General features: G+C 63.8%; 20 protein-coding genes and 1 pseudogene. 14 read left to right on the top strand and 7 right to left on the bottom strand.

Going from position 1 to position 23,078, the window contains the following annotated elements:
- From HCN50_RS25300 to HCN50_RS25275, 6 genes and pseudogenes are all read left to right on the top strand, one after another.
- Positions 1-596 (top strand): annotated as a pseudogene (locus tag HCN50_RS25300) (peptidylprolyl isomerase); the annotation flags it as partial.
- A gap of 158 nt (positions 597-754) precedes the next feature.
- On the top strand, positions 755-1,768 hold the full coding sequence (trpD, locus tag HCN50_RS25295; RefSeq protein ID WP_171712583.1) for an anthranilate phosphoribosyltransferase: 1,014 nt from the start codon (positions 755-757) through the stop codon (positions 1,766-1,768).
- Between the two features lie 19 nt (positions 1,769-1,787).
- Positions 1,788-2,615, top strand: coding sequence for an indole-3-glycerol phosphate synthase TrpC (trpC, locus tag HCN50_RS25290; RefSeq protein WP_171712582.1), 828 nt, complete (start codon positions 1,788-1,790; stop codon positions 2,613-2,615).
- Entirely contained in the window at positions 2,612-3,112 is a 501-nt protein-coding gene (gene moaC / locus HCN50_RS25285) for a cyclic pyranopterin monophosphate synthase MoaC (RefSeq protein ID WP_171712581.1), read from the top strand. Before trpC ends, moaC begins: the two co-directional genes overlap by 4 nt.
- 104 nt (positions 3,113-3,216) lie before the next feature.
- Positions 3,217-3,498, top strand: coding sequence for a hypothetical protein (locus HCN50_RS25280; RefSeq protein WP_171712079.1), 282 nt, complete (start codon positions 3,217-3,219; stop codon positions 3,496-3,498).
- Positions 3,499-3,773: 275 nt separating this feature from the next.
- Positions 3,774-6,506, top strand: a complete 2,733-nt coding sequence (locus HCN50_RS25275) for a bifunctional diguanylate cyclase/phosphodiesterase (protein ID WP_171712580.1) — start codon at positions 3,774-3,776, stop codon at positions 6,504-6,506.
- A 43-nt stretch (positions 6,507-6,549) separates the two neighbouring features.
- On the opposite strand, the gene HCN50_RS33790 is transcribed toward HCN50_RS25275, so the two are convergent.
- The 3 genes from HCN50_RS33790 to HCN50_RS25260 all read right to left on the bottom strand — a co-directional run bounded on the left by HCN50_RS33790 (position 6,550) and on the right by HCN50_RS25260 (position 9,521).
- A complete protein-coding gene (locus HCN50_RS33790; protein ID WP_235977198.1) occupies positions 6,550-7,323 on the bottom strand; it encodes a hypothetical protein in 774 nt (257 codons plus the stop codon).
- A 346-nt stretch (positions 7,324-7,669) separates the two neighbouring features.
- Positions 7,670-9,004: a S41 family peptidase gene (locus tag HCN50_RS25265; RefSeq protein WP_171712579.1), complete on the bottom strand. Its 1,335-nt coding sequence runs from the start codon at positions 9,002-9,004 to the stop codon at positions 7,670-7,672.
- 214 nt (positions 9,005-9,218) lie between these two features.
- Positions 9,219-9,521, bottom strand: a complete 303-nt coding sequence (locus HCN50_RS25260; RefSeq protein WP_171712578.1) for a hypothetical protein — start codon at positions 9,519-9,521, stop codon at positions 9,219-9,221.
- Between the two features lie 125 nt (positions 9,522-9,646).
- On the opposite strand from HCN50_RS25260, the gene HCN50_RS25255 reads away from it, so the two are divergent.
- The 5 genes from HCN50_RS25255 to HCN50_RS25235 all read left to right on the top strand — a co-directional run bounded on the left by HCN50_RS25255 (position 9,647) and on the right by HCN50_RS25235 (position 13,393).
- On the top strand, positions 9,647-10,273 hold the full coding sequence (locus tag HCN50_RS25255) for an HAD family hydrolase (protein ID WP_171712577.1): 627 nt from the start codon (positions 9,647-9,649) through the stop codon (positions 10,271-10,273).
- A gap of 12 nt (positions 10,274-10,285) precedes the next feature.
- On the top strand, positions 10,286-11,497 hold the full coding sequence (locus HCN50_RS25250) for a molybdopterin molybdotransferase MoeA (protein WP_171712576.1): 1,212 nt from the start codon (positions 10,286-10,288) through the stop codon (positions 11,495-11,497).
- A 208-nt stretch (positions 11,498-11,705) separates the two neighbouring features.
- Positions 11,706-12,407 (top strand): transcriptional repressor LexA, encoded by a 702-nt coding sequence (gene lexA, locus HCN50_RS25245; RefSeq protein WP_171712575.1) that lies wholly within the window; start codon positions 11,706-11,708, stop codon positions 12,405-12,407.
- A 234-nt stretch (positions 12,408-12,641) separates the two neighbouring features.
- Entirely contained in the window at positions 12,642-13,064 is a 423-nt protein-coding gene (locus tag HCN50_RS25240; protein ID WP_171582453.1) for a hypothetical protein, read from the top strand.
- Positions 13,065-13,156: 92 nt separating this feature from the next.
- Entirely contained in the window at positions 13,157-13,393 is a 237-nt protein-coding gene (locus tag HCN50_RS25235) for a hypothetical protein (protein WP_171712574.1), read from the top strand.
- Positions 13,394-13,400: 7 nt separating this feature from the next.
- On the opposite strand, the gene HCN50_RS25230 is transcribed toward HCN50_RS25235, so the two are convergent.
- Entirely contained in the window at positions 13,401-15,695 is a 2,295-nt protein-coding gene (locus tag HCN50_RS25230; RefSeq protein ID WP_171712573.1) for a ComEC/Rec2 family competence protein, read from the bottom strand.
- Between the two features lie 489 nt (positions 15,696-16,184).
- Here HCN50_RS25230 and HCN50_RS25225 point away from each other — a divergent pair, with 489 nt between their 5' ends.
- Positions 16,185-16,442 carry a hypothetical protein gene (locus HCN50_RS25225; protein ID WP_171712572.1) on the top strand — a complete coding sequence of 86 codons (258 nt, stop codon included), beginning with the start codon at positions 16,185-16,187 and terminating at the stop codon, positions 16,440-16,442.
- A gap of 12 nt (positions 16,443-16,454) precedes the next feature.
- On the opposite strand, the gene HCN50_RS25220 is transcribed toward HCN50_RS25225, so the two are convergent.
- Together HCN50_RS25220 and HCN50_RS25215 are read right to left on the bottom strand one after the other, a co-directional pair.
- Positions 16,455-16,847 (bottom strand): YybH family protein, encoded by a 393-nt coding sequence (locus HCN50_RS25220; RefSeq protein ID WP_171712571.1) that lies wholly within the window; start codon positions 16,845-16,847, stop codon positions 16,455-16,457.
- A 162-nt stretch (positions 16,848-17,009) separates the two neighbouring features.
- Positions 17,010-18,692: a glutamine--tRNA ligase/YqeY domain fusion protein gene (locus HCN50_RS25215; RefSeq protein WP_171712570.1), complete on the bottom strand. Its 1,683-nt coding sequence runs from the start codon at positions 18,690-18,692 to the stop codon at positions 17,010-17,012.
- Positions 18,693-18,834: 142 nt separating this feature from the next.
- On the opposite strand from HCN50_RS25215, the gene gltX reads away from it, so the two are divergent.
- Both gltX and gltA read left to right on the top strand, forming a co-directional pair.
- Entirely contained in the window at positions 18,835-20,259 is a 1,425-nt protein-coding gene (gene gltX, locus HCN50_RS25210) for a glutamate--tRNA ligase (RefSeq protein ID WP_171712569.1), read from the top strand.
- A gap of 159 nt (positions 20,260-20,418) precedes the next feature.
- Positions 20,419-21,723, top strand: a complete 1,305-nt coding sequence (gene gltA, locus HCN50_RS25205) for a citrate synthase (protein ID WP_171712568.1) — start codon at positions 20,419-20,421, stop codon at positions 21,721-21,723.
- Between the two features lie 181 nt (positions 21,724-21,904).
- Here the strand turns inward: gltA and lpxB are convergent, their stop codons facing one another.
- Positions 21,905-23,068, bottom strand: coding sequence for a lipid-A-disaccharide synthase (gene lpxB, locus HCN50_RS25200; protein ID WP_171712620.1), 1,164 nt, complete (start codon positions 23,066-23,068; stop codon positions 21,905-21,907).
- Between the last annotated feature and the right edge of the window lie 10 nt (positions 23,069-23,078).

The raw sequence follows: 23,078 nt of genomic DNA, 5'->3' as shown, positions 1-23,078 counted from the left end.
CGCGCGGCCTCGACGTGGTCTCGCAGGCCTTCAACAGCGATGTCGGCGTCGACAACGAACCGATCCAGTTTGCCGGCGGCTATGTCTGGTACGACGTGCTCGGCATCACGCCCTCGCGCGAGCGGCCGCTCGACGAAGTCCGCAGCCAGGTCGAGGCGAAATGGCGCGAAGACCAGATTTCGAACCGGCTGCGCGCGAAGGCGACCGAGATGGTGCAGAAGGTCGAGCAAGGCAGCAGCCTCGCCACCGAGGCGGCAGCGGTCGGATCGAAGGTCGAGACCGCGACCGGTTTCCGCCGCGACGCCTCGCTTTCAGGCGTGCCTACCGCTGCCGTCACGGCCGCATTCCGGACGCCGAAGGACGGTGTCGGACAGACGCCGGGCACCGGCGGCAGCGAGTGGGTGGTATTTCGCGTCACCGACGTGACCGTGCCGCCGGTCGATGCTGCGTCCGAAGAGCTGAAGAAATTGAAGGAGACGTTGCAGCGCGGCCTGACCGACGAACAGGTCGCGCAATATGTGACGAAGATCGAATCCGAGATCGGCACTTCCATCAACCAGGCCGCCTTCGCGCAGGTGACGGGCGCCAACAATTGAGCATAATAACCCTCACCTCATCCTGAGGAGCAGCCACTTGGCCGCGTCTCGAAGGGTGAGAGCCGGGCCTGATGGTTCTCCGAGCGATGCGAAGCATCGACCGGAGGCGGCGCGAAAGTGCCTCCTCGCCATGAGGTCGTGATTTTGAAAGCCAAGCGATGGACGACCTCAAATCTATCATCGGAAAAGTCGCCACCGGCGCGACGCTATCGCGTGAAGAAGCGGCATCCGCCTTCGACGCCATGATGTCCGGCGAGGCCACGCCTTCGCAGATGGGCGGCCTGTTGATGGCGCTGCGGGTCCGCGGCGAAACCGTCGACGAGATCACCGGCGCTGTGGCGGCGATGCGCAGCAAGATGCTGCGGGTCAAGGCGCCCGCGGACGCGGTCGACGTGGTCGGCACCGGCGGTGATGGCTCCGGATCGGTCAACGTCTCGACCTGCGCGGCCTTCATCGTCGCAGGCGCCGGCGTACCCGTCGCTAAGCATGGCAACCGCGCCTTGTCGTCGCGCTCGGGCGCGGCCGACGTACTGGCTTCGCTCGGCGTCAAGATCGACCTCACGCCCGACCAGGTCGGCCGCTGCGTGGCCGAGGCGGGCATCGGCTTCATGTTCGCGCCTGCGCATCATCCGGCGATGAAGAACGTCGGCCCGACCCGGGTCGAGCTCGCCACCCGCACGATCTTCAACCTACTCGGCCCGCTCTCCAATCCGGCCGGCGTGAAGCGGCAGATGGTCGGCGTGTTCTCCAGGCACTGGGTGCAGCCGCTGGCGCAGGTCTTGAAAAATCTCGGCTCCGAATCCGTCTGGGTCGTGCACGGCTCCGACGGGCTTGATGAAATCACCCTCACCGGCCCGAGCTTCGTCGCCAGCCTCGACAACGGCAAGATTACCACCTTCGAGATCAAGCCGGAGGACGCGGGTCTTACCTGCTGCAATGTCGACGCGCTCAAGGGCGGGGACGCAGATGCCAATGCGCTGGCGCTGCAGAGCGTGCTCAACGGCAAGCCCAGCGCCTATCGCGACGTCGCGCTGTTGAACGCCGCGGCGGCGTTGATCGTGGCCGGCCGCGCCAACGATCTCAGGGACGGCGTCGCGATCGGCGCCAAATCGCTCGACAGCGGCGCGGCAGCCGCACGGTTGAAGCACCTGATCGCGGTCTCGCGCGGCTGATCCGAGGGAGCGGCAAGAGATGTCCGATATCCTGTCGACAATCGAAGCCTATAAGCGCGAGGAAATCGCTGCGGCCAAGCGGGCGCATCCGCTTTCCGAAATCGACGCCCGCGCCAGGACGGCGCCGCCGCCGCGTGGCTTCGTGCGCGCCATCCGGGAAAAGCTTGCCCGCGGCGATTACGCGCTGATCGCGGAAGTGAAGAAAGCCTCGCCATCCAAGGGGCTGATCCGCGCCGATTTCGATCCGCCGGTACTTGCACAAGCTTACGAGGCCGGCGGCGCGGCGTGCCTGTCGGTGCTGACGGATGCGCCCTCGTTCCAGGGCCATCTCGACTGCATGGTGGCGGCGCGCGCGGCGACCCATCTGCCGGTGCTGCGCAAGGACTTCATGTTCGATACCTATCAGGTGGTGGAAGCCCGCGCCCATGGCGCGGACTGCATCCTGATCATCATGGCCGCGCTCGACGACGCCACCGCCAAGGATATCGAGGACGCGGCCATTGCACTCGGCATGGACGTGCTGATCGAAATCCACGATCGCGCCGAGCTCGACCGCGCGCTAAAACTTCGCTCGTCGATGATCGGCGTCAACAACCGTAACTTGCGCACCTTCGAAACCACGCTGGCGACCAGCGAGGCGCTGGCGCCGCTGATCCCGCACGATCGGCTGATGGTCGGCGAAAGCGGCATCTTCACGCCTGATGACCTCGCCCGCCTCGAACGGGTCGGCATATCGACCTTCCTGGTCGGTGAAAGCCTGATGCGGCAGGCCGATGTGACGGCAGCGACACGCGCCCTGCTGGCGCGCACCGACAGTCCGCGCGCGACGGGACCGGCTAGCAGATGACGCGGAAGACTTCCACAGGCGGCGTTCTCACCCATATCGGTGCGTCCGGTGAAGCGCGGATGGTCGACGTCTCGGAGAAGCCGGCGACCGAGCGGACGGCGGTCGCCGAGGGACGCGTCATCATGACCAAGGCAACGCTCGATCTGATCGTTTCCGGCAATGCCAGGAAAGGCGACGTGCTGGGCACGGCGCGCATTGCCGGCATCATGGCGGCCAAGCGCACGTCAGAACTGATTCCGCTGTGCCATCCGCTGGCGCTGTCCAAGGTGACGGTCGATATCACGCCGGACAAGAAACTTCCGGGCTGCATCGTCCGCGCCACCGTCAAGGTCACCGGCCCGACCGGCGTCGAGATGGAAGCGCTGACGGCGGTATCGGTCGCGTGTCTTACGATCTACGACATGATCAAGGCGGTCGAACGCGGCGTTCGTATCGAAGACGTCCACCTCGTCGAGAAGGTCGGCGGCAAGTCCGGACATTACCGCGCAGATCGGTAAGCCGGCGAGTGTCGCCATCGTCACGCGCGTGTGACCGGCGCAATAGGAATGCACCGGCGGCCGGCGGGGTTGTTTCATCGGGACCTTCACAAGGAGGAATTCCGATGTCGATTTCCAGGCTCGTCGGTACGGCGGCTGCCTTGGCGGTGATTTCGGCACTTGCCATGGCAACTGCGATGACACCTGCGATGGCGCAGCAAGTGATCTCTGAACCCGGCTATTGCGCATTTTTCTATCCGAACGCCAATTGCCAGAACAAGGGTCCGGGCAATCCATATACCGATCCGCGGCGGTTCAGCCAGGGCTACGCCGTTCCGGACGGTTCGGCCGCACGCGGTGTCGTCGCAAAAAAGCGCACGCATCGATCTCGGACATCCCTGCGGTGACGGCGGCCCCCTCTTTGCCAAGCTCGTTAGCCTAAACTCAGGCATCGATCGGCGGACCGCCACGATCCGCCGCTTCCTTGTCCGGCGCTGCCTTGCCGGTTCCATCGTCAAGCATGCTTCCCTGGGTTGCTGGTGGAACCTCGCACCACCCGGCTAACGTTTCATTAACCAGACTTCCTAACGGCAACTCCATCTCGGCGCGGTATCGAAGCCATGGGCCGGGGGTTGGCAGAACTCCGCTTCCGGAAGTTCATTCTCGGCAGCGATTGCGTTCAATGGCTTCAACCGGTACCGCTTCATTGAGATTTGTGTCCGCCTTCCGCGGCGGCCCGATCCGCTGGTTGAGTCTCGGCGGCATGCTCCTGATCGCAGCCATCGCGATCGGCGCAACTGTCATGGCCAGCAATTTCCGCGAACGCGCGCTGCGCAACAGCGAACGCGAGCTGGAAAACACGGTGTTGCTGCTCGCCCGCCATTTCGACCAGCAGCTCGAAGACTTTCAGGTCGTCCAGAAAGACCTGATCGCGTTCATGCGCGCCAGCGGTATCGCGACGCCCGAAACCTACAAGCGGCGGATGTCCGGCCATGACATCCATTTGCTGCTGAAATCCAAGCTCGAAGCGCTGTCCTATGTCGGCGGCATCAACGTCTTCGATGCCGACGGCAATCTGATCAATGCATCGGCCGCCTGGCCGGTGCCAGCGATCAACTCGGCGGACCGCGCCTTCTTCAGAACCTTCAAGTCTAACCCGCAATCGCCGGAAATGCTGGTCGAACCGGTCTACAGCCGCATCACTGGCGTCTGGACCACGGTGATCGCACGCAAAATTACCGGGCCGAACGGCGAATTCCTCGGCACCATCGGCCGCGGCATCGAACCCGCCAATTTTGAAAAATTCTTCGCCACCATCGCGCTCGGACCCGGCGCCTCCATCGCCATGCACCACAGCGACGGCACGCTGCTGGCCCGTTATCCGCACATCGCGGAGCTGGTCGGCAGGAACTTCAGGTCCGGCCCGGCCGCCCAGCGGCGGGTCTTCGAGGCCCCCCGCACCACATCGCGCCTCACCAGCCCGATCGACGGCGAGGACCGGCTGATCGCCTCCCACGCGCTGACGAATTTTCCGATCGTAATTGTCGCTTCGACCACGACCGCCGGCGCGCTGGCCGATTGGCGCGAGCAGATCGGAATTCTGATCGCGGTCACCGGACTTTCCGTGCTGGCGATCGGCGCCCTGCTCTTCCTCGTCGTCCGCAAGCTTTCCTATCAGCACCGCGCGTCCAAGCAGCGGCTGACGCTTGAAAAGCAGCGTCTCGACACCGCCGTCAACAACATGACGCAGGGGCTTCTGCTGTTCGATGCAAAGCAGAAGCTCATCATCTGCAACAAGCGGTATGTCGAAATGTACGGGCTGTCGGCCGACGTTGTAAAACCGGGCTGCAGTTTTCGCGAGGTGATCGCGCACCGCAAGGAGACCGGCTCGTTCGTCGGAGACGTCGATCATTACGTCGAGGTGGTGCTGCGCGACGTTGCGCACCGTAACATCATGGTCATATCGACGCCGGATGGGCGCTCGATCCAGGTAGTCAATGAGCCGGTGCCGGACGGCGGATGGCTTGCGACCCATGAAGACATCACCGAGCGCCGGCGCGCCGAGGAGCGCATCACCCACCTCGCCCATTACGATGCGCTGACCGACCTGCCGAACCGCACGCTGTTCCACGAACGGCTCAAGCGCGAATTGTCTTATCTTGCGCCGAACCGGCAACTGGCTGTGCTCTATATCGACATCGATGAATTCAAGAGCGTCAACGATTCGCTTGGCCACATCATCGGCGACGAGCTCCTGAAATCGGTCGCCGCCAGCCTCGCCGCCTGCGCACGCAAGGGTGATTTCGTAGCCCGGCTCGGCGGTGACGAGTTCGCGATTGTGCAGACCGGGATCGAAGATACCGACGACGTGATGAAGCTCGTCAGCCGCATCTTCATGGCGATCCGCTCGCCCTATCAATGCCTCGGTCACCAATTGACCACCGACGCCAGCATCGGCATCGCGCTGGCGCCGCAGGACGGCTCCGATATCGACCAGATCCTGAAGAACGCGGATCTGGCGATGTACGCGGCCAAGGCCGCCGGCCGCCGCACCTATCGCTTCTTCGAACCGGACATGGAGGCCGAGGTCCGCGCCCGCCGCAGCCTGGAAATGGACCTGCGTCAGGCGCTCGTCGACGGCGGCTTCGAAGTCCACTACCAGCCCTGCCTCAGCCTGCAGACCAATGCGATCACCGGCTGCGAGGCGCTGGTGCGCTGGCGCCATCCGCAGCGCGGCATGATTTCGCCTGCCGAGTTCGTGCCGCTCGCCGAGGACACCGGCCTGATCAACCAGCTCGGCGAGTGGGTGCTGACCACGGCCTGCCGGGAAGCGGCGACCTGGCCCGACAACATCAGGCTCGCGGTCAACGTCTCGCCGATTCAATTCAGGAGCGGCACGCTGGCGCTGAAGGTGATGGCGGCGCTCGCCGCATCCGGCCTTGCGGCGAGCCGGCTGGAGCTCGAGATCACCGAGGCCGTTCTGATCCGCGACGACGAGGCGGCGCTCGCCGTGCTCCACGATCTTCGCGCCATCGGGGTCCGCATTGCGCTCGACGATTTCGGCACCGGATATTCCTCGCTGAGCTACCTGCAGCGCTTCCCGTTCGACAAGATCAAGATCGACCGCTGCTTCGTCACCGATATCGCCGAGGCGGAAGGCTCATCCTGCATCGTGGAAGCGGTGGTGAACATCGCCGCCGAACGCCACATGACGACGACGGCCGAAGGCGTCGAGACCGAGCAGCAGCGCGAGTTGCTGTGCGAACTCGGCTGTTCGGAAATCCAGGGCTATTTGTTCAGCCCACCGAAGCCTGCGGCAGAAATCAGGCCGCTGTTGCTGGTGGATCGGGGACATCCGCATGCGGCGCGCACAAACCGCCCGCGCCGGCGCAAGCCGGTGGTGCGGACGGCGTAGCGTGAGCCAAGCGACATCCGGTTACGCTTCGTGCGACATTAAGTTAGAGCCGCGCCTTCTGCGTGAGCGGCACCCGGAAAGTCCGGAATCCCGCGAGCTCGGGAAATAGATCGGCTGCTTCGCGCGAGGCAAGCAGGACCGCGGCCGCGACTTCGCCGCTCATCAAGCGATCGATCGCGCTGGTTTTCACCTCACTGAACTGGACTTCGGCGGCTCCCGCCGCCATCAGCGCTGCGCTGACGCGTCCACTCGAGGCGGATTGCTTCTCGGTGATCGCGATGTTCTTGTTGTTCAGGTCGGACAATGAATTGATCTCGGGGCGAGCCAGCACGAGCGCGACCAGATTGTCCTGATCATCGGACGATGCGGATGCGGTCTTTCCAATCTCGCTGGGCGGAGGCAGAGCCGCCGCGACCGCCGGAATTTCTTTCATCGGTGTTTGAGGCGCGGCATTGGCGGCGGCGATCTTTTTGCTGTTTGGCGCCTTGTTGCCGGTCGTCCTGCCATTCGACGCCGCCTTGCCGGCGTGCGGCGCGGTACGGGAAACCGGCGCGGCATGCCTTGCCACACGCGGGCGGGCCACGGGCTCGACCCGATCTGTTTCCGCCTCGGCCGGTACCGCGACACTGGTCTCGCCTTCCTCGTGGCGCCGGGCGGACAACATCCGGTAAGACCAGTCCATGTAGGACTGGCACGCGCGATTGCACGGCTTTCCGTCGATATACACGACGCCTGGTGAATCGAGCGGTTCTGCCTGCAGCGTTCCACCTGAACCGAGGAACAGAATCAGGGTCAGCGAAGTCCATTTTCTCGACATGACTACTCCGTTTGAACACGCATGGAGCGGGAACCGGCCTGGTGAAAGATCTCGCGCGCGAGCTACGGCCGGTTGGCGACGGAGTTTCAAAAAAGGACACCCATTCTACTTTGCATGGGGTTGTTTTCGAGATTTGTGTCCCGGCCTTACGGTGTACTGCCAAAGGGCATCTGCATCACGTCGGTACGGGCAGCGGCAGCGACGAGGCCATGCGCTTCTCCTGCGCATGAACAGAGAGACGGATTGCTTCCGCCTTCGCTCGTTGAGCTACGGCGACCGGTCCGCTTCGCGCACCAATGACGCGGAGAGTTCGAATTCCGATAGCGTCAACAGCGCCCGGCTGCCGTCAGTTCGGCACCGCACGCTTGGCCATCGCCGGGCCGTTCGCATTCACGGTGACGCCACGCAGCAGATTGAAGGCGGCGTTCAACGCCTTGTCGTCCTTTTCGTTGGGCGGGACGTAGGCCTGCGAGCCGGTCTGCTCGGCGCCATCGGCCGCCAAGTGACCGCGCATAGAGGCTTCGCCCTTCAGTTCGGCGCGGCCCTTGAACTCGTCCGGCACCTCCTGCAGCACTTCGACATCTGGCGCGATGCCCTGGGCCTGGATCGAGCGTCCCGACGGCGTGAAATAACGCGCCGTGGTCAGCGCCAGCGCGCCGTTGCCCTGCCCCAGCGGAATGATGGTCTGCACCGAGCCCTTGCCGAAAGTGCGCGTGCCGATCAGGGTGGCGCGCTTGTGGTCGCGAAGCGCGCCCGCCACGATCTCGGAAGCCGAAGCTGAGCCGCCATTGATCAGCACGACCAGCGGCTTGCCTTTGGTGATATCGCCGCCGCGCGCGCTGAAACGCTGGGTTTCTTCCGCGGTGCGGCCGCGCGTCGAGACCACTTCGCCCCGATTCATGAAGGCGCTCGACACGGATACGGCCTGATCGAGCAAGCCGCCGGGATTGTTGCGGAGGTCGACGACATAGCCCGCAAGTTTTTCCGGCGGAATTTCCTTTGAGATGCTTGCAATCGCCTTCTTCAGGCCGTCGGTGGTCTGCTCGTTGAAGCGGGTGATCCTGATATAGCCGATGTCGCCCCCTTCAGCCTTGAAGCGGACCGGCCGCACCCGGATGATCTCGCGCATGATGGCAACATCGATCGGCGCGGCAGCCCCCTTGCGCATCACCTTCAGCCTGATCTTGCTGTTGGCGGGGCCCTTCATCCGGCTCACCGCCTGCTCGAGGCTCATGCCCTGGATCACCTCGTCATCGATCTGGGTGATCACGTCGCCCGACAGGATGCCGGCCTTTGCCGCGGGCGTATCGTCGATCGGCGTGACCACCTTGACCAGGCCGTCTTCCATCGTGACCTCGATGCCGAGCCCACCGAACTCGCCATGGGTGGTCTCCTGCATGTCGCTCCAGCCCTTCTCATTCATGTAACGCGAATGAGGATCGAGCGCGGAGATCATGCCGTTGATGGCGCCTTCCATCAGCTTGGAATCGTCGGGCTTTTCGACGTAGCTGGTCTTGATCCGCTCGAACACGGTGCCGAACAAATTGAGCTGGGTGTAGGTGTCGGAACGGGCCGCGGCCTTGGCCGCCGCCACCAGATGCGCGCCCTGCGGCCCTATCACAGCAGCGGTCAGACACGCGCCCGTCACCGTGCCGAGAAGAAAGGCAAAATTCCTGCGCATTGGCGTCCCTTTTCGCTGACGGACGCCAGCGATCCCCATGAATCGGCGCCCCTGTCCCGGCCCAGCCAACTCACAATGGCTTTTTGGTCGGATCAAGGCACGCCGGTCCCGCGGCAATGCCGATCAGAAGGCCTTATCGGCTCCGAAATGAGCCGTGTCATACCCGCACATCACGGAGATGCCATGGTCCCGGCCCGGCACAGGGAGGTGCCGTCTATTTTGCAGCGCCCTCGGCGGATTTGGCCTTGGGCTTGGCCGGCGAGGCCTTGGCGGCGGCTTTCGGCGTCGGGCTGTCGCCGCGCATCGTTCCCCAGGGGTCGGAACTCTTCTGCTGTTCGGGGATGTTACCGAGCGACCGCTGGTAGGCCCGTTCAGCCTCCCGCTCAGCCGCTTTTTCGGACGGCGTCTTGTCCTTGTCGGTTTCACCGTATCTGGCGGGACCTTTTTGGGCCACAGCGGGTCCGGCCAATAATGCGATCATGGCGACGGCGCCCAGGATTCTGCCAACGGCTTGCATGCGACTACTCCCTGAAATTGGCCCAAGCCTTAGCACAGCTCACGGACCGGCTTAAGCATCAGATTGGACGTCGACGACGACTGCGGGCCGTTGCCGGGGCTGGTCCAGTTTTGTAAACGACTGCCATGAATTCGCCGCCAGCGCCCAACTCCGTCGACGCGTTGCTGTTCGACCTTGGCCGTGTCGTGCTCGATATCAGTTTCGATCAGGTGATGACCTGCTGGGCCGGGCATGCGGGCTGCGAGCCTGCCCACCTTGCCGGCCGCTTTGTCGTCGACGACAGTTTCAAACATCACGAGACCGGCCGGATCGACGACGCGGCCTTCTTTGCGAACTTGCGCCAGTCGCTCGGCATCGGCATCACCGACGCGCAGTTCCTGGAGGGCTGGAACGCGATCTTCGCCGGCGAGATGCCCGGCATTGCGCCGCTATTGGCAAGCGCGGCAAAGCGTATGCCGCTCTATGCCTTCTCCAATACCAATCCGGCTCACGTTGCGCATTTCTCGCAAGCCTATGCGGACGTGCTCAGCCATTTCCGCGAGATATTCCTGTCCTCGACGATCGGTTTGCGCAAACCCGACGCGGAAGCCTATGATCATGTGATAAAATCCATCGGCGTGCCGGCATCGCGGATCCTGTTCTTCGACGATTCGGCCGCAAATATCGAAGGCGCGCGGGCGCGTGGCCTTCGTGCCATCCACGTGACATCGACGGATGACGTGGCGAGGGCACTGACCGCACTTGGAGTTTGAGGAGGTCTGCCCGTGGACTTGATGCCTGTCGCCGATGCATTGTCCGCGATCCTCAGCGGCGCCGATCCCCTGCCCGAAGAAATGGTGGCGCTTGATGCCACCTATCATCGCACCCTCGCGCGCGACGTCGCCGCGCGGCGGACGCAACCGCCGCAGGCGATGTCGGCAATGGACGGCTACGCGGTGCGCGCCGCTGACGCCGCCGATCGCTCCGCGCGGCTGAAGGTGATCGGCGAGGTCGCCGCCGGCCGCCCGTTCGAGCGGAAGGTCGGCAGCGGCGAAGCGGTGCGGATCTTCACCGGCGGCGTCATCCCCGATGGCGCGGATGCCGTCATCATCCAGGAAGACACCGCGATCGACGGCGATCATATCACCATCACGGAAGCCGCGATTGCGGGGCGGCATATCCGTCCCGCCGGCGTCGATTTCCGCGAGGGCGAGGTTCTGCTCAAGCGCGGGCGCCGCCTGACCGACCGCGACCTGTCGCTCGCTGCCGGCATGAACTATCCCGAGCTTGCGGTGCACCGCCGCCCAAAAATCGCGATGCTGGCAACCGGCGACGAGCTGGTGATGCCCGGCGCGATCCCCGGCCCCGGCCAGATTGTCTATTCCAACGGTTACGGATTGCGGGCGCTGGCGCATGCCGAGGGCGCCGAGGTGGTCGATCTCGGAATTGCCGCCGACACGGTCGGTGCAACGACGGAAGGCATCCGCCGCGCGCGCGAGACCAATGCCGATGTCCTGATCACCATGGGCGGCGCCTCGGTCGGCGACCATGACCTCGTCAAACGGTCGCTGGAGGCCGAGGGCGTCACGATGGCGTTCTGGCGGATCGCGATGCGGCCGGGCAAGCCGATGATGCACGGAAGGCTCGGCGATATGCGGGTGATCGGGCTACCCGGCAATCCTGTGTCCTCTTATGTCTGCGGCTTCCTGTTTCTGGTGCCCTTGATTCGCGCTTTATCGGGTCGAGACCACGTCCACCACCAGCGCCGGAGCGCCATCTTGGGGCGCGACCTCGCCGCCAACGACCAGCGCGAAGACTATCTGCGCGCCCGTCTCGAGATGCGCAAGGACGGCACGCTGCTGGCCCTGCCGGTGAACCACCAGGACTCGTCGCTGCTCGGAAATCTCGCTGCGGCACAGGCGCTTGTGATACGTCCACCGTTCGCGCCGGCGGCCGCCAGGGGATCGCCTTGCGAGCTGCTCCGGCTTCCGGAATAACGCGGGGAACAGCGCCTCAATGGCGCTTTGGGTCGAAACCGTAATGCGTTCACCTGAAATTAAGTGGTTGCGGAACACATATCGAACATATAGTGTCCGTTCATGATTTGTTTCGACTGGTAGTGTCTGTCCGGGCAGTTTGGGACTTCCCGCGATCTGGGCCCTGAAGATTCGAAACGATGACGCCAAAACCGGGGGATTGCTCGCGATGCTTACGCGCAAACAGTACGAACTTCTGCGTTTCATCAATGAACGGCTGAAAGAGGCCGGTGTGCCGCCCTCGTTCGACGAGATGAAAGACGCGCTCGACCTGCGTTCGAAGTCCGGAATCCATCGCCTCATCACGGCACTGGAGGAGCGCGGCTTTATCCGCCGCCTGCCTAACCGCGCCCGCGCCATCGAAGTCATCAAGCTGCCGGAGCTCGCCGCCGCCGGCAACGGCCGCCGCGGCTTCACGCCGAGCGTGATCGAGGGCGCGCTCGGCAGGCGCCAGGTGAACGTGCCGGCTGCCGAGGATGACGGCAATCGCGCGGTCGCCGTCCCGGTGATGGGCCGGATCGCCGCCGGTACGCCGATCGAGGCGCTGCAGACCCGCAGCCACACCATCAGCGTGCCGCCGGACATGCTGGGCTCCGGCGAACATTACGCGCTCGAGGTGCGCGGCGATTCCATGGTGGAAGCCGGCATTCTCGACGGCGACATGGCGCTGATCCAGCGCAACGAGACCGCCGACACCGGCGATATCGTGGTGGCGCTGATCGACGAGGAGGAAGCCACCCTGAAGCGCTTTCGCCGCCGCGGCGCCTCGATTGCACTCGAGCCCGCCAACGCCGCCTACGAAGTCCGCATCCTGCCGCCGAACCGGGTCCGGATTCAGGGCAAGCTGGTCGGGCTGTACCGAAAGTATTGATCCGTCGGTTTGCGCACATGACTGCGACGGCAAATCCCACCCCGGTCTTTCGGCCGGGGTTTTTTGCTGCGGCCCCGGAACCAAGAGCCGTTAGCGCGTTTGTGATTTAGGCGCAGTCTGGCAGTCGCATAATTGCCCAGAAACAAGAAAAGGCTCTGCGCCATGTCCACTCTGATAGAGGCCTGTGCCTCCTTCTAGACACGGGTCAGCTATCTCAAACGAGGGAGCCATCCGATGTGTGACTATAGCCTGCATGCTGTGGCGACGCGCCCTGCCCAGGTCGGCGAGACGCTGATCACCACGACATTCCGCGGCACGTCCACCCGCGGCTTTGCGTCCGAACGCGAGCCTGCAGTGGCGGTCTGCATGCTTCCCGGCACCGAACTGGCCTTCGCCGAGGACGTCAGATACGACAACCGGTGGATCTGGACGCGAACCACCGACTGGCGCGTCGGCAAGTTCAACCAGATCGACCCGCATATATCCGACCGTCATCATGACGCGATCGAATTTCCCGATGGCAGCCACGTGCTGGTGACGCAGCTTTGCGAAGGCCAGCGCGCGACCGTGCTGCAATTGCCGGTCGTCCAGACCGGTGGCGAACGTGCACCGAAGGTGACGGAAGCGCCTCCGGCGGAATCAATCGTGACCGGATAAATGCAACCCATAGGCGATCCGCCGGCTCAAACCGGCGGATCGCGGCGACACATTTTTTGTTTTTGGGCAATTAGGCACCGAGGGGGCAGTCGGTGGTCAACAAGATCACATGGCAAAAGGCCGGACGGGTCACCGAGCCCGGACGGTACATGTTCAGGTACGGCTGGCTCACCGTCACGGCGGAAGATCTCGCAATCTGGCAGCAATTCCCCGACGCATCGTTCACGCTGGTCAACCTGCCCTCGGCACCCGACGCCCCTGAGGAATTCCACCTCGGCGCGTTTGAAATACCGGCCAAGCCCGCCAATCCCCGGCGCGACGAGCACTGAAATCCGCCTACTCCTCCGCCTGAAGGTCGGCCTCGGCCGGCGTGGCGTCGACCGCGCGGGGCGGCACCACGCGCGGTGCAAGCACGGCGGCGTCAGCCTCGCTCTCGTCGGCTGCGGCGGGCGACCACGGACGATCAATCCCTTTCGGCCTGACCGCCTCGACCGCAAATCCCTCCCTGCCTCGCCGCAATGCCATCGCGCCTTGCCGGCGCAGCCGCTCGGCGCCAATGACCGACGCGCTGCAGGCCGCGGCTGGCTGCCGCAGCGTCACGATCAGCGCGGCGCGCTCGCAATCGTCCGAAAGCGCCTCGGGCCGGTAGGCCTGCGCGACCAACGCGCCGGTGGCGGATTGCACCACGCAGCCATGGTCGTCGCATGAGACGCCCGACGTGAGCGAGGCATCGGCTGCGTTGCGCGCGTCCGCATCCGCCGCCAGCCACTCCTTCAGGAGGAAGGTATCCTTTGAGCCCTTGACCGCATGCATCAGATGCAGCCGGCCGTCCTGGCCGCGGACGCCGACATGACGGCCGTCGGCGGAAATCAGGATGTCCGGCTGCGGCACCCTCGCCGCCCACAGCGCCGCTGATAGCATCAAGAGGGCGCCCGACCAGCGCAATGGCGTGCGCAACAATCCGAGCAAAATGATGCCAAGACTGGCCGCGATCAGCGGACCGATGCCGAAGGCCGGCACCCGGCCGACCGCGCCGGGCAATGCCGCGACCCATTGCGTCACCGCAATCATCCAGTCGATGCCGACGCCCATGATCGCCCAGAACAGAGAATCGAAGCCGAATGGCATCGCGACCAGGCCAAGCAGGCCCATTGGCATCACGATCGCTGAAACCACCGGCATCGCCGCGAGATTGGCGAGCACGCCATAAGGCGTGACCCGGTGGAAGTGAAAAGCCGCATAAGGCATGGTCGCGAGCCCCGCGACCAGCGACGCCAGCAGCAGCATGGTGAGCTCGCGGCCACCCCACAGCGCCGCGCGCGCGGTTGCGGTGTGGTCGGGCGCGGCGAACAGGCGCGGCATGCCGATCTGCACCAGCGCCACCAGGCCGAGCGTGGCAGCAAACGACATCTGAAAGCTCGGATGCACCAGCGCTTCCGGCGCGACCGAAAGCACGATCAGGGCGGCGACCGCGAGCGTGCGAAAGGTGATGGCGCGACGATCGACCATGACGGCGATCAGCACCACGGCCGTCATAAAGAACGACCGCTGCGTTGCCACCTCCGCCCCCGACAGCAACAAATAGAATGCGGCAGCGACGAGCGCGGCTGCCGCCGCCCATTTCTTGATGGCGTAGCCGACCGTGAGCACCGGGAACAGCGCCAATAGCGCCCGCACCGCAAAGAACACGACGCCGGCGACGACGGCCATGTGATAGCCCGAGATCGACAGCACATGCCCCAGGCCCGAGATGAACATGGCGTCGTTGACCGGCGGCGAGATCGCATCGCGCCGGCCGGTCAGCAGCGCGGTCGCAATCGCGCGCTTGTCGCCCTCAAGCCTGGTCCTGATCCGCGCATTGATCGTATCGCGCAGGCCCTGCATGAAGGCGGAATAGCGCAGGCGCAGCCCGCCGCCCTCCGGCGGCTCCGCGGTCTTGATCGCGCCCATCACGAAGCCGGAAGCGCCGATGCCGGCGAAAAACATGTCGCGGCTGAAATCATAGCTGCCCGGGCGCACCGGCCCGAGCGGCGGCAACAGCCGCGCCTTCAATTCGACGAAGCTGCCGACCGCAGGCGCCGTGCCCTTTTTCACCGACAGCCGTACGCGCTCCAGCTTGGTCGTCCCGCGCGCGCTTTCCATCGTGGCCACGCGCAGGACAAACCGGTCGGTACGCTCGCGGATGTCCCGCGTCTCGACAAAACCCGTCAACGACACCGAGAACATCGGCCGCCCCAATACGCCATGGGCGACCCGCGCGGTCTTCCAGGTCGCGACCGCAAAGCCTGCCGCGACGGCTGCGAGCATGACGGCTAAGGGAAAGAATTTTTGCCGCCGCAGCAGGACCGCCACTGCGCCCAACGCGATGGCCACGACGACCGCTACTGACAGCACCGGCTCGTGATCGGCGGCGAAGTAAAGTGCGATGCCGGTCCCGAACGCCACGGGCACCCAGGGCAGCAGCCGCCCAGCGCCGGCTTCCGCCCGCGCCCATGCGCGCAGGGTTTCGAGCAGCGGCGGCCAGAAGGCCGGGCGGGCCGGCGCAAGGCCGCCAATAGGCGCGGCAGCGCGCGGCGGCCAGGTGCCGGCATAGCCCCGCTTCCGGCCCGACGTGTCACCCTGCTCCGCCACCGAGCCTACACCTTACAATCTCATGGAGAGCGCAAGACTACCGGACGGTGCAATTGGACCGCTAGCAGAACGGATGCAGAAACCTGAAGAAATGCACAACGTCGGGGGACGAACCAAGGACCCAGAGAGCCATTCATCCGCGGTGGAAAACTGCCGTTAAGTCAGATCAACTGCATTTTCCGACTCGATGAAGCGTGCTTTGAAATTCGCGGGCTGGTTGCGGAGTGTGATGTGAGCCAGTTTTCTTGCACGCTTCTGCTTGTGACGGCTCTGATGCTCACGGCATGCTTCGGAGTAGCGGCTTGGCGCCTCTCCGATGACGTGTCGGAAGTCACCGGGAGCGTGCTTCCACATTTGATTGATCCGCAATGAAGATTTCGCCATTTGGGCGGTGAACCTGCTACCGTCACGGCGCAGAAAGCGGAAGCAACCTACGTCGGCCGGGGTTACTGTTGCACGTCGTGAATCGAACATCCGGCAAGAGGTAATATGAAGCGTGTGTCTTGGATTTTACTGACGGTGGCCCTGACTGGCTCTCCCGCCGCTGCCGCCACACCAGAGCAATGCCGCTTTATTGAGGCGCGTGCCGAGCGCGAGGCGTGCTATCAGCGCCAGGAGGCGGCGCGATTGGCGCGGCAAAAGATGAACGAGTCCCGGCAGGCTGAACAGCCAAAACCTTACGAGCCGATGGCGGCGGACGACGCGCAACTCGCAAAGGCCATTCGGGGCATTTGCCGGGGCTGTTAGGCGTAGCGCCGGCTACGGCATGATCAGCGGCGTCTTCAACGAGACGTGGTGGCTGACGATCTTCCAGTCGCTGTCTTCACGAACGATCACCCAGGTGATTTTCACCACCAGCGGTTCGGCGTCTTTCTCGATCGTGAACGACGCCGTGCCCGCGACGTTGATCAAGTCAGGAGCAGCCTGCGCCATGCTGACATCGGTGAATTCAACCGATGGCGACTGCCATCTCGGCAAGCCCTCGAAATAGGCCCTAACGCCGTCATCGCCGCGGTAAAAGTTCGGGTTCGAGCCGAAGAAGAATGCGTTCTTCGAATAGAGTGCGGCGAGCGCTGGGGCATCCAATTTGCTGAACGCTGCCGCCCATTTTTTCATGATGCGGGCGACGATGTCGTTGGTTGCGCTCTGCATCGATGGTCCAATCCGACATTAGATCCTCATGGTGAGGAAGCGCTTTGGCGCCGTCTCGGACCATGTGGCCCGGTTTCGTGCCATTCATCCTTCGAGACGCGGCGCAGGCGCCGCTCCTCAGGATGAGGTCTGACACAACATTCGCCGCGCGAAAAGCTCTGCTTACACCTTCCCCCCGACTTCCTTGGCAAATGTGTCGCGGAGTCCAATGGTGCGGTTGAATACGGGCTTGCCCGGCGCGGAATCCTTGTCGCGCACGAAGTAGCCCTGCCGCTCGAACTGCATCACCTCTCCGGAATTATCCGCTGCGACCGACGGCTCGATCCGCGCCTCGGGCAACACTTCCAGCGATTCCGGATTGAGATCGGCGGCGAAGTCCGCAGCGCTGGGGCTCGGGTTCGAGAAGAGCTGGTTGTAGACGCGGATTTCCGCCGACACCGAATCCCTGGCCGACAGCCAATGCATCGTGGCCTTGACCTTGCGGCCGTCGGGCGCGTTGCCGCCCTTCGTGGCGGGATCGTAGGTGCAGCGGAGCTCGACGACCTCACCGGCATCGTTCTTGATGACGCCGGTGCACTTGACGAAATAGGCGTAGCGCAGCCGCACTTCGTTGCCCGGCGAAAGGCGGAAGAATTTTTTCGGCGGGTTCTCCATGAAGTCATCGCGCTCGATATAGAGCTCGCGGCCGAACGAAATTTTTCGCGTACCCGCGGCCGGATCGTCGGGATGATTGACGGCTTCGAGCTCCTCGACTTGGCCTTCCGGATAGTTCTCGATCACGACCTTGAGCGGCCGCAACACCGCCATGCGCCGCTGCGCCGTCTTGTTGAGATGCTCGCGGATGCAGAATTCCAGCATGCCGACATCGACGACGCTGTTGGCTTTCGCAACCCCGATGCGCTTGACGAATTCGCGCACCGCGGCCGGCGGCACGCCGCGCCGTTTCAACCCGGCAATCGTCGGCATGCGCGGGTCGTCCCAGCCCGATACATGGCCGTCGCGCACGAGCTGCGTCAGCACGCGTTTCGACAACAGCGTGTAGGTCAGGTTGAGGCGGGCGAACTCGTACTGCCGCGGCTTGGAGGGGACCGGTAGCTTGTCGAGCAGCCATTCATAGAGCGGCCGGTGGTCCTCGAATTCCAGCGTGCAGATCGAATGGGTGATGCCTTCGATGGCGTCCGACTGGCCATGCGCGTAGTCATAGCTTGGATAGATCGACCATTTGGTGCCGGTGCGCGGATGCTCGGCATGCAGGATGCGGTAGAGCACGGGGTCGCGCAGGTTGATGTTGCCGGCGGCCATGTCGATCTTGGCGCGCAGCACGCGGGTGCCGTTCGGGAATTCACCCGCCTTCATGCGCCTGAACAGATCGAGGTTTTCCTCAACGGTGCGGTCGCGGAATGGCGAGTTCTTGCCGGGTTCCGTCAGCGTGCCGCGGCTGGCGCGGATTTCCTCCTGCGACTGGTCGTCGACATAGGCATAGCCGGCCTTGATCAGGCCCTCCGCCCAGTCATATAGGCGGTCGAAATAGTCGGAGGCGTAATAGAGGTCGGTTCCCCAGTCGTAGCCGAGCCAGCGCACGTCGGCCTGGATGGAATCGATATATTCCTGCTCTTCCTTGGTCGGATTGGTGTCGTCGAAGCGCAGGTGGCATTTGCCGCCAAATTCCTGCGCGATGCCGAAATTCAGGGCAATCGACTTGGCATGGCCGATGTGCAGGTAGCCATTCGGCTCGGGCGGGAATCGGGTCACGATCCGGCTGTGCTTCTTGGAGGAGAGATCGGCCTGGACGATGTCGCGAATGAAATCGCGCCCCGCCTCTGCCGTTACCGGTTCTGTGGTCATCCTAAGTTCCTGTTAGGGATTGGCGAACCTTCTGCCAAATTCGCCCTTGTGAGCCAAGCCTACTTTGCGCTGGCTAAGGCTTTAGTTATGCACCGTTCCTGCTATACACCACCGCCAATTCACACCTTCGTCCCATCAGGTAATGACAGATTCCGTCGTCACACGCTTCGCCCCCTCGCCCACTGGTTTCCTCCATATCGGAGGCGCCCGGACTGCGCTGTTCAACTGGCTCTATGCCAAGAAGCGCGGCGGCAAGATGCTGCTGCGGATCGAGGATACCGACCGCGAGCGGTCGACCGAAGCCGCCATATCGGCCATTCTCGACGGGCTGAAATGGCTCGAGCTCGATTGGGATGACGACGTCATCTACCAATACAGCCGCGCTGCCAGGCACCGCGAGGTCGCCGAGCAACTGCTCGCCAGCGGCAAGGCATACCGCTGCTTTGCCACCGGGGAGGAACTGGCGGCGATGCGCGAGAAGGCGCGCGCGGAAGGCCGCACCCGACTCTATGACGGGATGTGGCGGGAGCGCGATCCGGGGGAAGCGCCGGCCGGCATGAAGCCGACCATCCGCCTGAAAGCACCCCAGACCGGCGAGACCGTGATCGAGGACCAGGTGCAGGGCCGCGTGGTCTGGCAGAACGAGAACCTCGACGATCTCGTGTTGCTGCGTGGTGACGGCAACCCGACCTACATGCTGGCCGTCGTGGTCGACGACCATGACATGGGCGTGACCCATGTCATCCGCGGCGACGACCATCTGATCAACGCCGCGCGCCAGAAGCAGATCTACGATGCGCTCGGATGGGACATTCCGAACATGTCGCACATCCCGCTGATCCACGGACCTGACGGCTCGAAGTTGTCGAAGCGCCACGGCGCGCTCGGCGTCGATGCCTACCGCGCCATGGGCTATCTGCCGGCGGCATTGCGCAATTATCTGGTGCGGCTCGGCTGGAGCCATGGCGACCAGGAAATCTTCTCGACGCAGGAAATGATCAATGCGTTCGACCTGCCCGCGATCGGCCGCTCCGCGGCGCGGTTCGACTTCGCCAAGCTGGAAAACCTCAACGGCCACTACATTCGCCAAGCCGATGACCGCGCGCTGGTGGCCCAGTTCGAGAGCGTACTGGACTATGTCCCCGACGGCGCGACGCTGAAGGCGAAGCTCAACGACACCACCCGCGCGCAATTGCTGCGGGCGATGCCGAGCCTGAAGGAGCGCGCCAAGACACTGATTGAGCTGATTTCGAGCGCCTATTTCATCTTTGCCGACCGGCCGCTTCAGATCGATGCCAAGGCCGCTGCCCTGCTGACGCCGGAGACGCGCGCCCTGATCGGCCAGCTCCGGACCGCGCTGGAAGTGGTTACCGACTGGCGCGCCGAGACCACGGAATCCGCCATGCGGAATTTCGCAGAGCAGAACAACCTCAAGCTCGGCGCCGTCGCCCAGCCGCTCCGGGTCGCCCTGACCGGGCGCACGACGTCTCCCGGCATATTCGACGTTTTGGCCGTCTTGGGTCGAGAGGAATGCCTGGCACGGCTTGCCGATCAGGCGGCTGGTTAAGCCCCTACCTTGTGCTGTTTCCGGCCATCTTGCGGTGCACAGGGCAATAAGCTAACCCATTTCCCGCCGCTTCTAGACAAGCCGGTCTCCCTGTCCGTGCCCCGAAAATGGTACCGAGGTGAGGCGCGGTTTTCGTAACGATTTCATCGGGGATGCACGATGGACGCAAAATCCAGCAACAAGACTGCAACGCTCACGGTAGGTAACAAGACCTACGATTTCCCGATCCTCAGCGGTACGGTAGGGCCGGATGTCATCGACATCGCCAAGCTCTACGCCCAGGCCGGGATGTTCACCTACGACCCCGGCTTCACTTCCACCGGGAGCTGCCAGTCGAAAATCACCTACATCGACGGCGACGCCGGCGTGCTGGAATATCGCGGCTACCCGATCGAGCAGCTCGCCGAAAAGGGTGACTTCCTCGAGACCTGCTACCTGCTGCTCTACGGGGAGCTTCCGACCAAGGCCCAGAAGCAGGATTTCGATTACCGCGTGATCCATCACACCATGGTTCACGAGCAGATGGCCCGCTTCTTCCAGGGTTTTCGCCGCGACGCCCATCCGATGGCGATCATGGTCGCCGCCGTCGGCGCGCTGGCCGCGTTCTATCACGACAGCACCGACATCAACGATCCGAAGCAGCGCATGATCGCTTCCATGCGCATGATCGCGAAGGTGCCGACGCTCGCTGCGATGGCCTATAAATACACCGTCGGCCAGCCCTTCATGTATCCGAAGAACTCGCTCTCCTTTGCCGAGAACTTCCTGCACATGTGCTTCGCGGTGCCGTGCGAGGACTACAAGATCAATCCGGTGCTGGCTGACGCGCTGGACAAGATCTTCATCCTGCACGCCGATCACGAGCAGAACGCCTCGACCTCGACGGTGCGTATCGCCGGCTCTTCCGGCGCCAACCCGTTCGCCTGCATCGCAGCCGGCATCGCCTGCCTATGGGGCCCCGCGCATGGCGGCGCCAACGAAGCGGCGCTTGCGATGCTCGCGGAGATTGGTTCCGTCGACAAGATCCCCGAGTTCATCGCGAAGGTGAAGGACAAGAACTCGGAAGTCCGCCTGATGGGCTTCGGTCACCGCGTCTACAAGAACTACGATCCGCGCGCCAAGATCATGCAGAAGATGTGTCACGCCGTGCTGGCCGAGACCGGCCATGGCGACGACCCGATGCTGAAGGTCGCGATGGAACTGGAAAAGATCGCTTTGAGCGATCAGTACTTCATCGACCGCAAGCTCTATCCGAACGTCGACTTCTATTCGGGCATCACGCTGAAGGCGATGGGCTTCCCGACCTCGATGTTCACCGTGCTGTTCGCGGTCGCCCGCACTGTCGGCTGGATCAGCCAGTGGAGCGAGATGATCGAGGATCCGCAGCAGAAGATCGGCCGCCCGCGGCAGCTCTACACGGGCGTTGCCCGTCGCGATTACGTCCCGATGGACAAGCGGAAGTAACGGCGACCACTGCGACAACAGAGAAGCCGGACCCGATAGTCGCGTCCGGCTTTTTTGTAGGGTGGCAAAGCCAACAGGTCGCGCGAATGCGCGCCCGATGACAGGCTCCCGCGGGCCCACCATCACTCCGAACTGTTGGTGACAATGGTGGGCACGCTGCGCTTTGCCCAGCAACGGCACCTTATGGCCGCCGCGCCTTGTGCATTGTCGCCAGCACGATATCGGCCGCGCGCACGCTCGGCGGCTGATTGCCGGTCGACATGATATCGTCCAGCGTAGCGAAAGCTTCGAGTTGCTGGCGGCGCAGGGCGGAATCCGACAGCACATCGCGAAGTGCCTGTGCCAGTTTCTGAGGCGTGCACTCCTCCTGAAGGAATTCGGGAATGACGTCCTTTCCGATCACGAGATTGGCGAGGATCACCGACGACACCCGGATCGCGCGCCGCAGGATGAACGCTTCGATGGCGCCGACGCGGTAGGCCGTCACCATCGGTACGCCGGCCAATGCCAGCTCAAGCGTCACGGTGCCGGACTTGGCGAGCGCCGCATGGGCGATGCGAAACTTCGCCCGCTTGTCCTGCTCGCCGATCACGACCTGGGGCTGGACCGGCCAGCCCTTCACCGCCTCGACGACCGTTTCCTGCAGATGCGGCATGGTCGGCAGCACCAGCTCGAAGGCCGTGCCCTGCTCCTGCAGCAATCCCACCGCCTGGCCGAATACCGCCATGTGGTGGCGGATTTCGCTGCGCCGGCTTCCCGGCAACACCAACAGCACCGGCGGCGATTCCGCCCGTCGCCTCGCTTCATCGGCGTTCGGACGCAGCGAGCCCAATTGCTCGGTCAGGGGATGGCCGACATAGCTGCAGGGCGGCCCATGCAGCCTGCGATAGGCATCGGGCTCGAACGGCAGGAGCGCCAGTACGTGGTCGACATATTTCAGCATCGCGCGCGCCCGGCCAGGCCGCCACGCCCAGACCGAGGGCGACACATAGTCGACGATCGGAATCGTGGGATTCTTGGCGCGCACGCGCTTTGCAACGCGGTGGGTAAAGTCCGGACTATCGATGATGATGAGGATATCCGGTGCCGCTTCGGTCACCGCGATCGCGGTTTCTTTGATCAGTCCGAGGATCTTCGGCAATTCCTTGACGACGGCAGCAAGCCCGATGATCGAGAGCTCTTCGATCGGAAACAGCGTGTCCAGGCCCTCGCGTGCCATCGCGCGGCCGCCGACGCCTTCGAACCGCACCGCGTCGCCCAGGCGCTGGCGCAGCACTTTCATCAGATTGGCGCCGAGACGATCGCCAGACTCTTCCGTCGCGATCAGAAATACCCTCCGCTCCATCCCGGCGGTG

This window comes from Bradyrhizobium archetypum (assembly GCF_013114835.1).
GTDB classification, from domain to species: Bacteria; Pseudomonadota; Alphaproteobacteria; order Rhizobiales; family Xanthobacteraceae; genus Bradyrhizobium; species Bradyrhizobium archetypum.
The sequence above is the reverse complement of the archived record's forward strand: the minus strand, read 5'-3'. Positions and strand labels throughout refer to the sequence as shown.

What these genes read in the sequence shown, in the direction of transcription:
- lpxB (WP_171712620.1), bottom strand. Translation starts at nt 23,068, where the DNA reads ATGGAGCGGAGGGTATTTCTGATCGCGACGGAAGAGTCTGGCGATCGT.
- HCN50_RS25220 (WP_171712571.1), bottom strand. Translation starts at nt 16,847, where the DNA reads ATGCAGAGCGCAACCAACGACATCGTCGCCCGCATCATGAAAAAATGG.
- HCN50_RS25265 (WP_171712579.1), bottom strand. Translation starts at nt 9,004, where the DNA reads ATGCGCAGGAATTTTGCCTTTCTTCTCGGCACGGTGACGGGCGCGTGT.
- trpD (WP_171712583.1), top strand. Translation starts at nt 755, where the DNA reads ATGGACGACCTCAAATCTATCATCGGAAAAGTCGCCACCGGCGCGACG.
- trpC (WP_171712582.1), top strand. Translation starts at nt 1,788, where the DNA reads ATGTCCGATATCCTGTCGACAATCGAAGCCTATAAGCGCGAGGAAATC.
- moaC (WP_171712581.1), top strand. Translation starts at nt 2,612, where the DNA reads ATGACGCGGAAGACTTCCACAGGCGGCGTTCTCACCCATATCGGTGCG.
- HCN50_RS25240 (WP_171582453.1), top strand. Translation starts at nt 12,642, where the DNA reads ATGTGTGACTATAGCCTGCATGCTGTGGCGACGCGCCCTGCCCAGGTC.
- HCN50_RS25260 (WP_171712578.1), bottom strand. Translation starts at nt 9,521, where the DNA reads ATGCAAGCCGTTGGCAGAATCCTGGGCGCCGTCGCCATGATCGCATTA.
- gltX (WP_171712569.1), top strand. Translation starts at nt 18,835, where the DNA reads ATGACAGATTCCGTCGTCACACGCTTCGCCCCCTCGCCCACTGGTTTC.
- gltA (WP_171712568.1), top strand. Translation starts at nt 20,419, where the DNA reads ATGGACGCAAAATCCAGCAACAAGACTGCAACGCTCACGGTAGGTAAC.
- lexA (WP_171712575.1), top strand. Translation starts at nt 11,706, where the DNA reads ATGCTTACGCGCAAACAGTACGAACTTCTGCGTTTCATCAATGAACGG.
- HCN50_RS25215 (WP_171712570.1), bottom strand. Translation starts at nt 18,692, where the DNA reads ATGACCACAGAACCGGTAACGGCAGAGGCGGGGCGCGATTTCATTCGC.
- HCN50_RS25225 (WP_171712572.1), top strand. Translation starts at nt 16,185, where the DNA reads ATGAAGCGTGTGTCTTGGATTTTACTGACGGTGGCCCTGACTGGCTCT.
- HCN50_RS25255 (WP_171712577.1), top strand. Translation starts at nt 9,647, where the DNA reads ATGAATTCGCCGCCAGCGCCCAACTCCGTCGACGCGTTGCTGTTCGAC.
- HCN50_RS33790 (WP_235977198.1), bottom strand. Translation starts at nt 7,323, where the DNA reads ATGTCGAGAAAATGGACTTCGCTGACCCTGATTCTGTTCCTCGGTTCA.
- HCN50_RS25275 (WP_171712580.1), top strand. Translation starts at nt 3,774, where the DNA reads ATGGCTTCAACCGGTACCGCTTCATTGAGATTTGTGTCCGCCTTCCGC.
- HCN50_RS25280 (WP_171712079.1), top strand. Translation starts at nt 3,217, where the DNA reads ATGTCGATTTCCAGGCTCGTCGGTACGGCGGCTGCCTTGGCGGTGATT.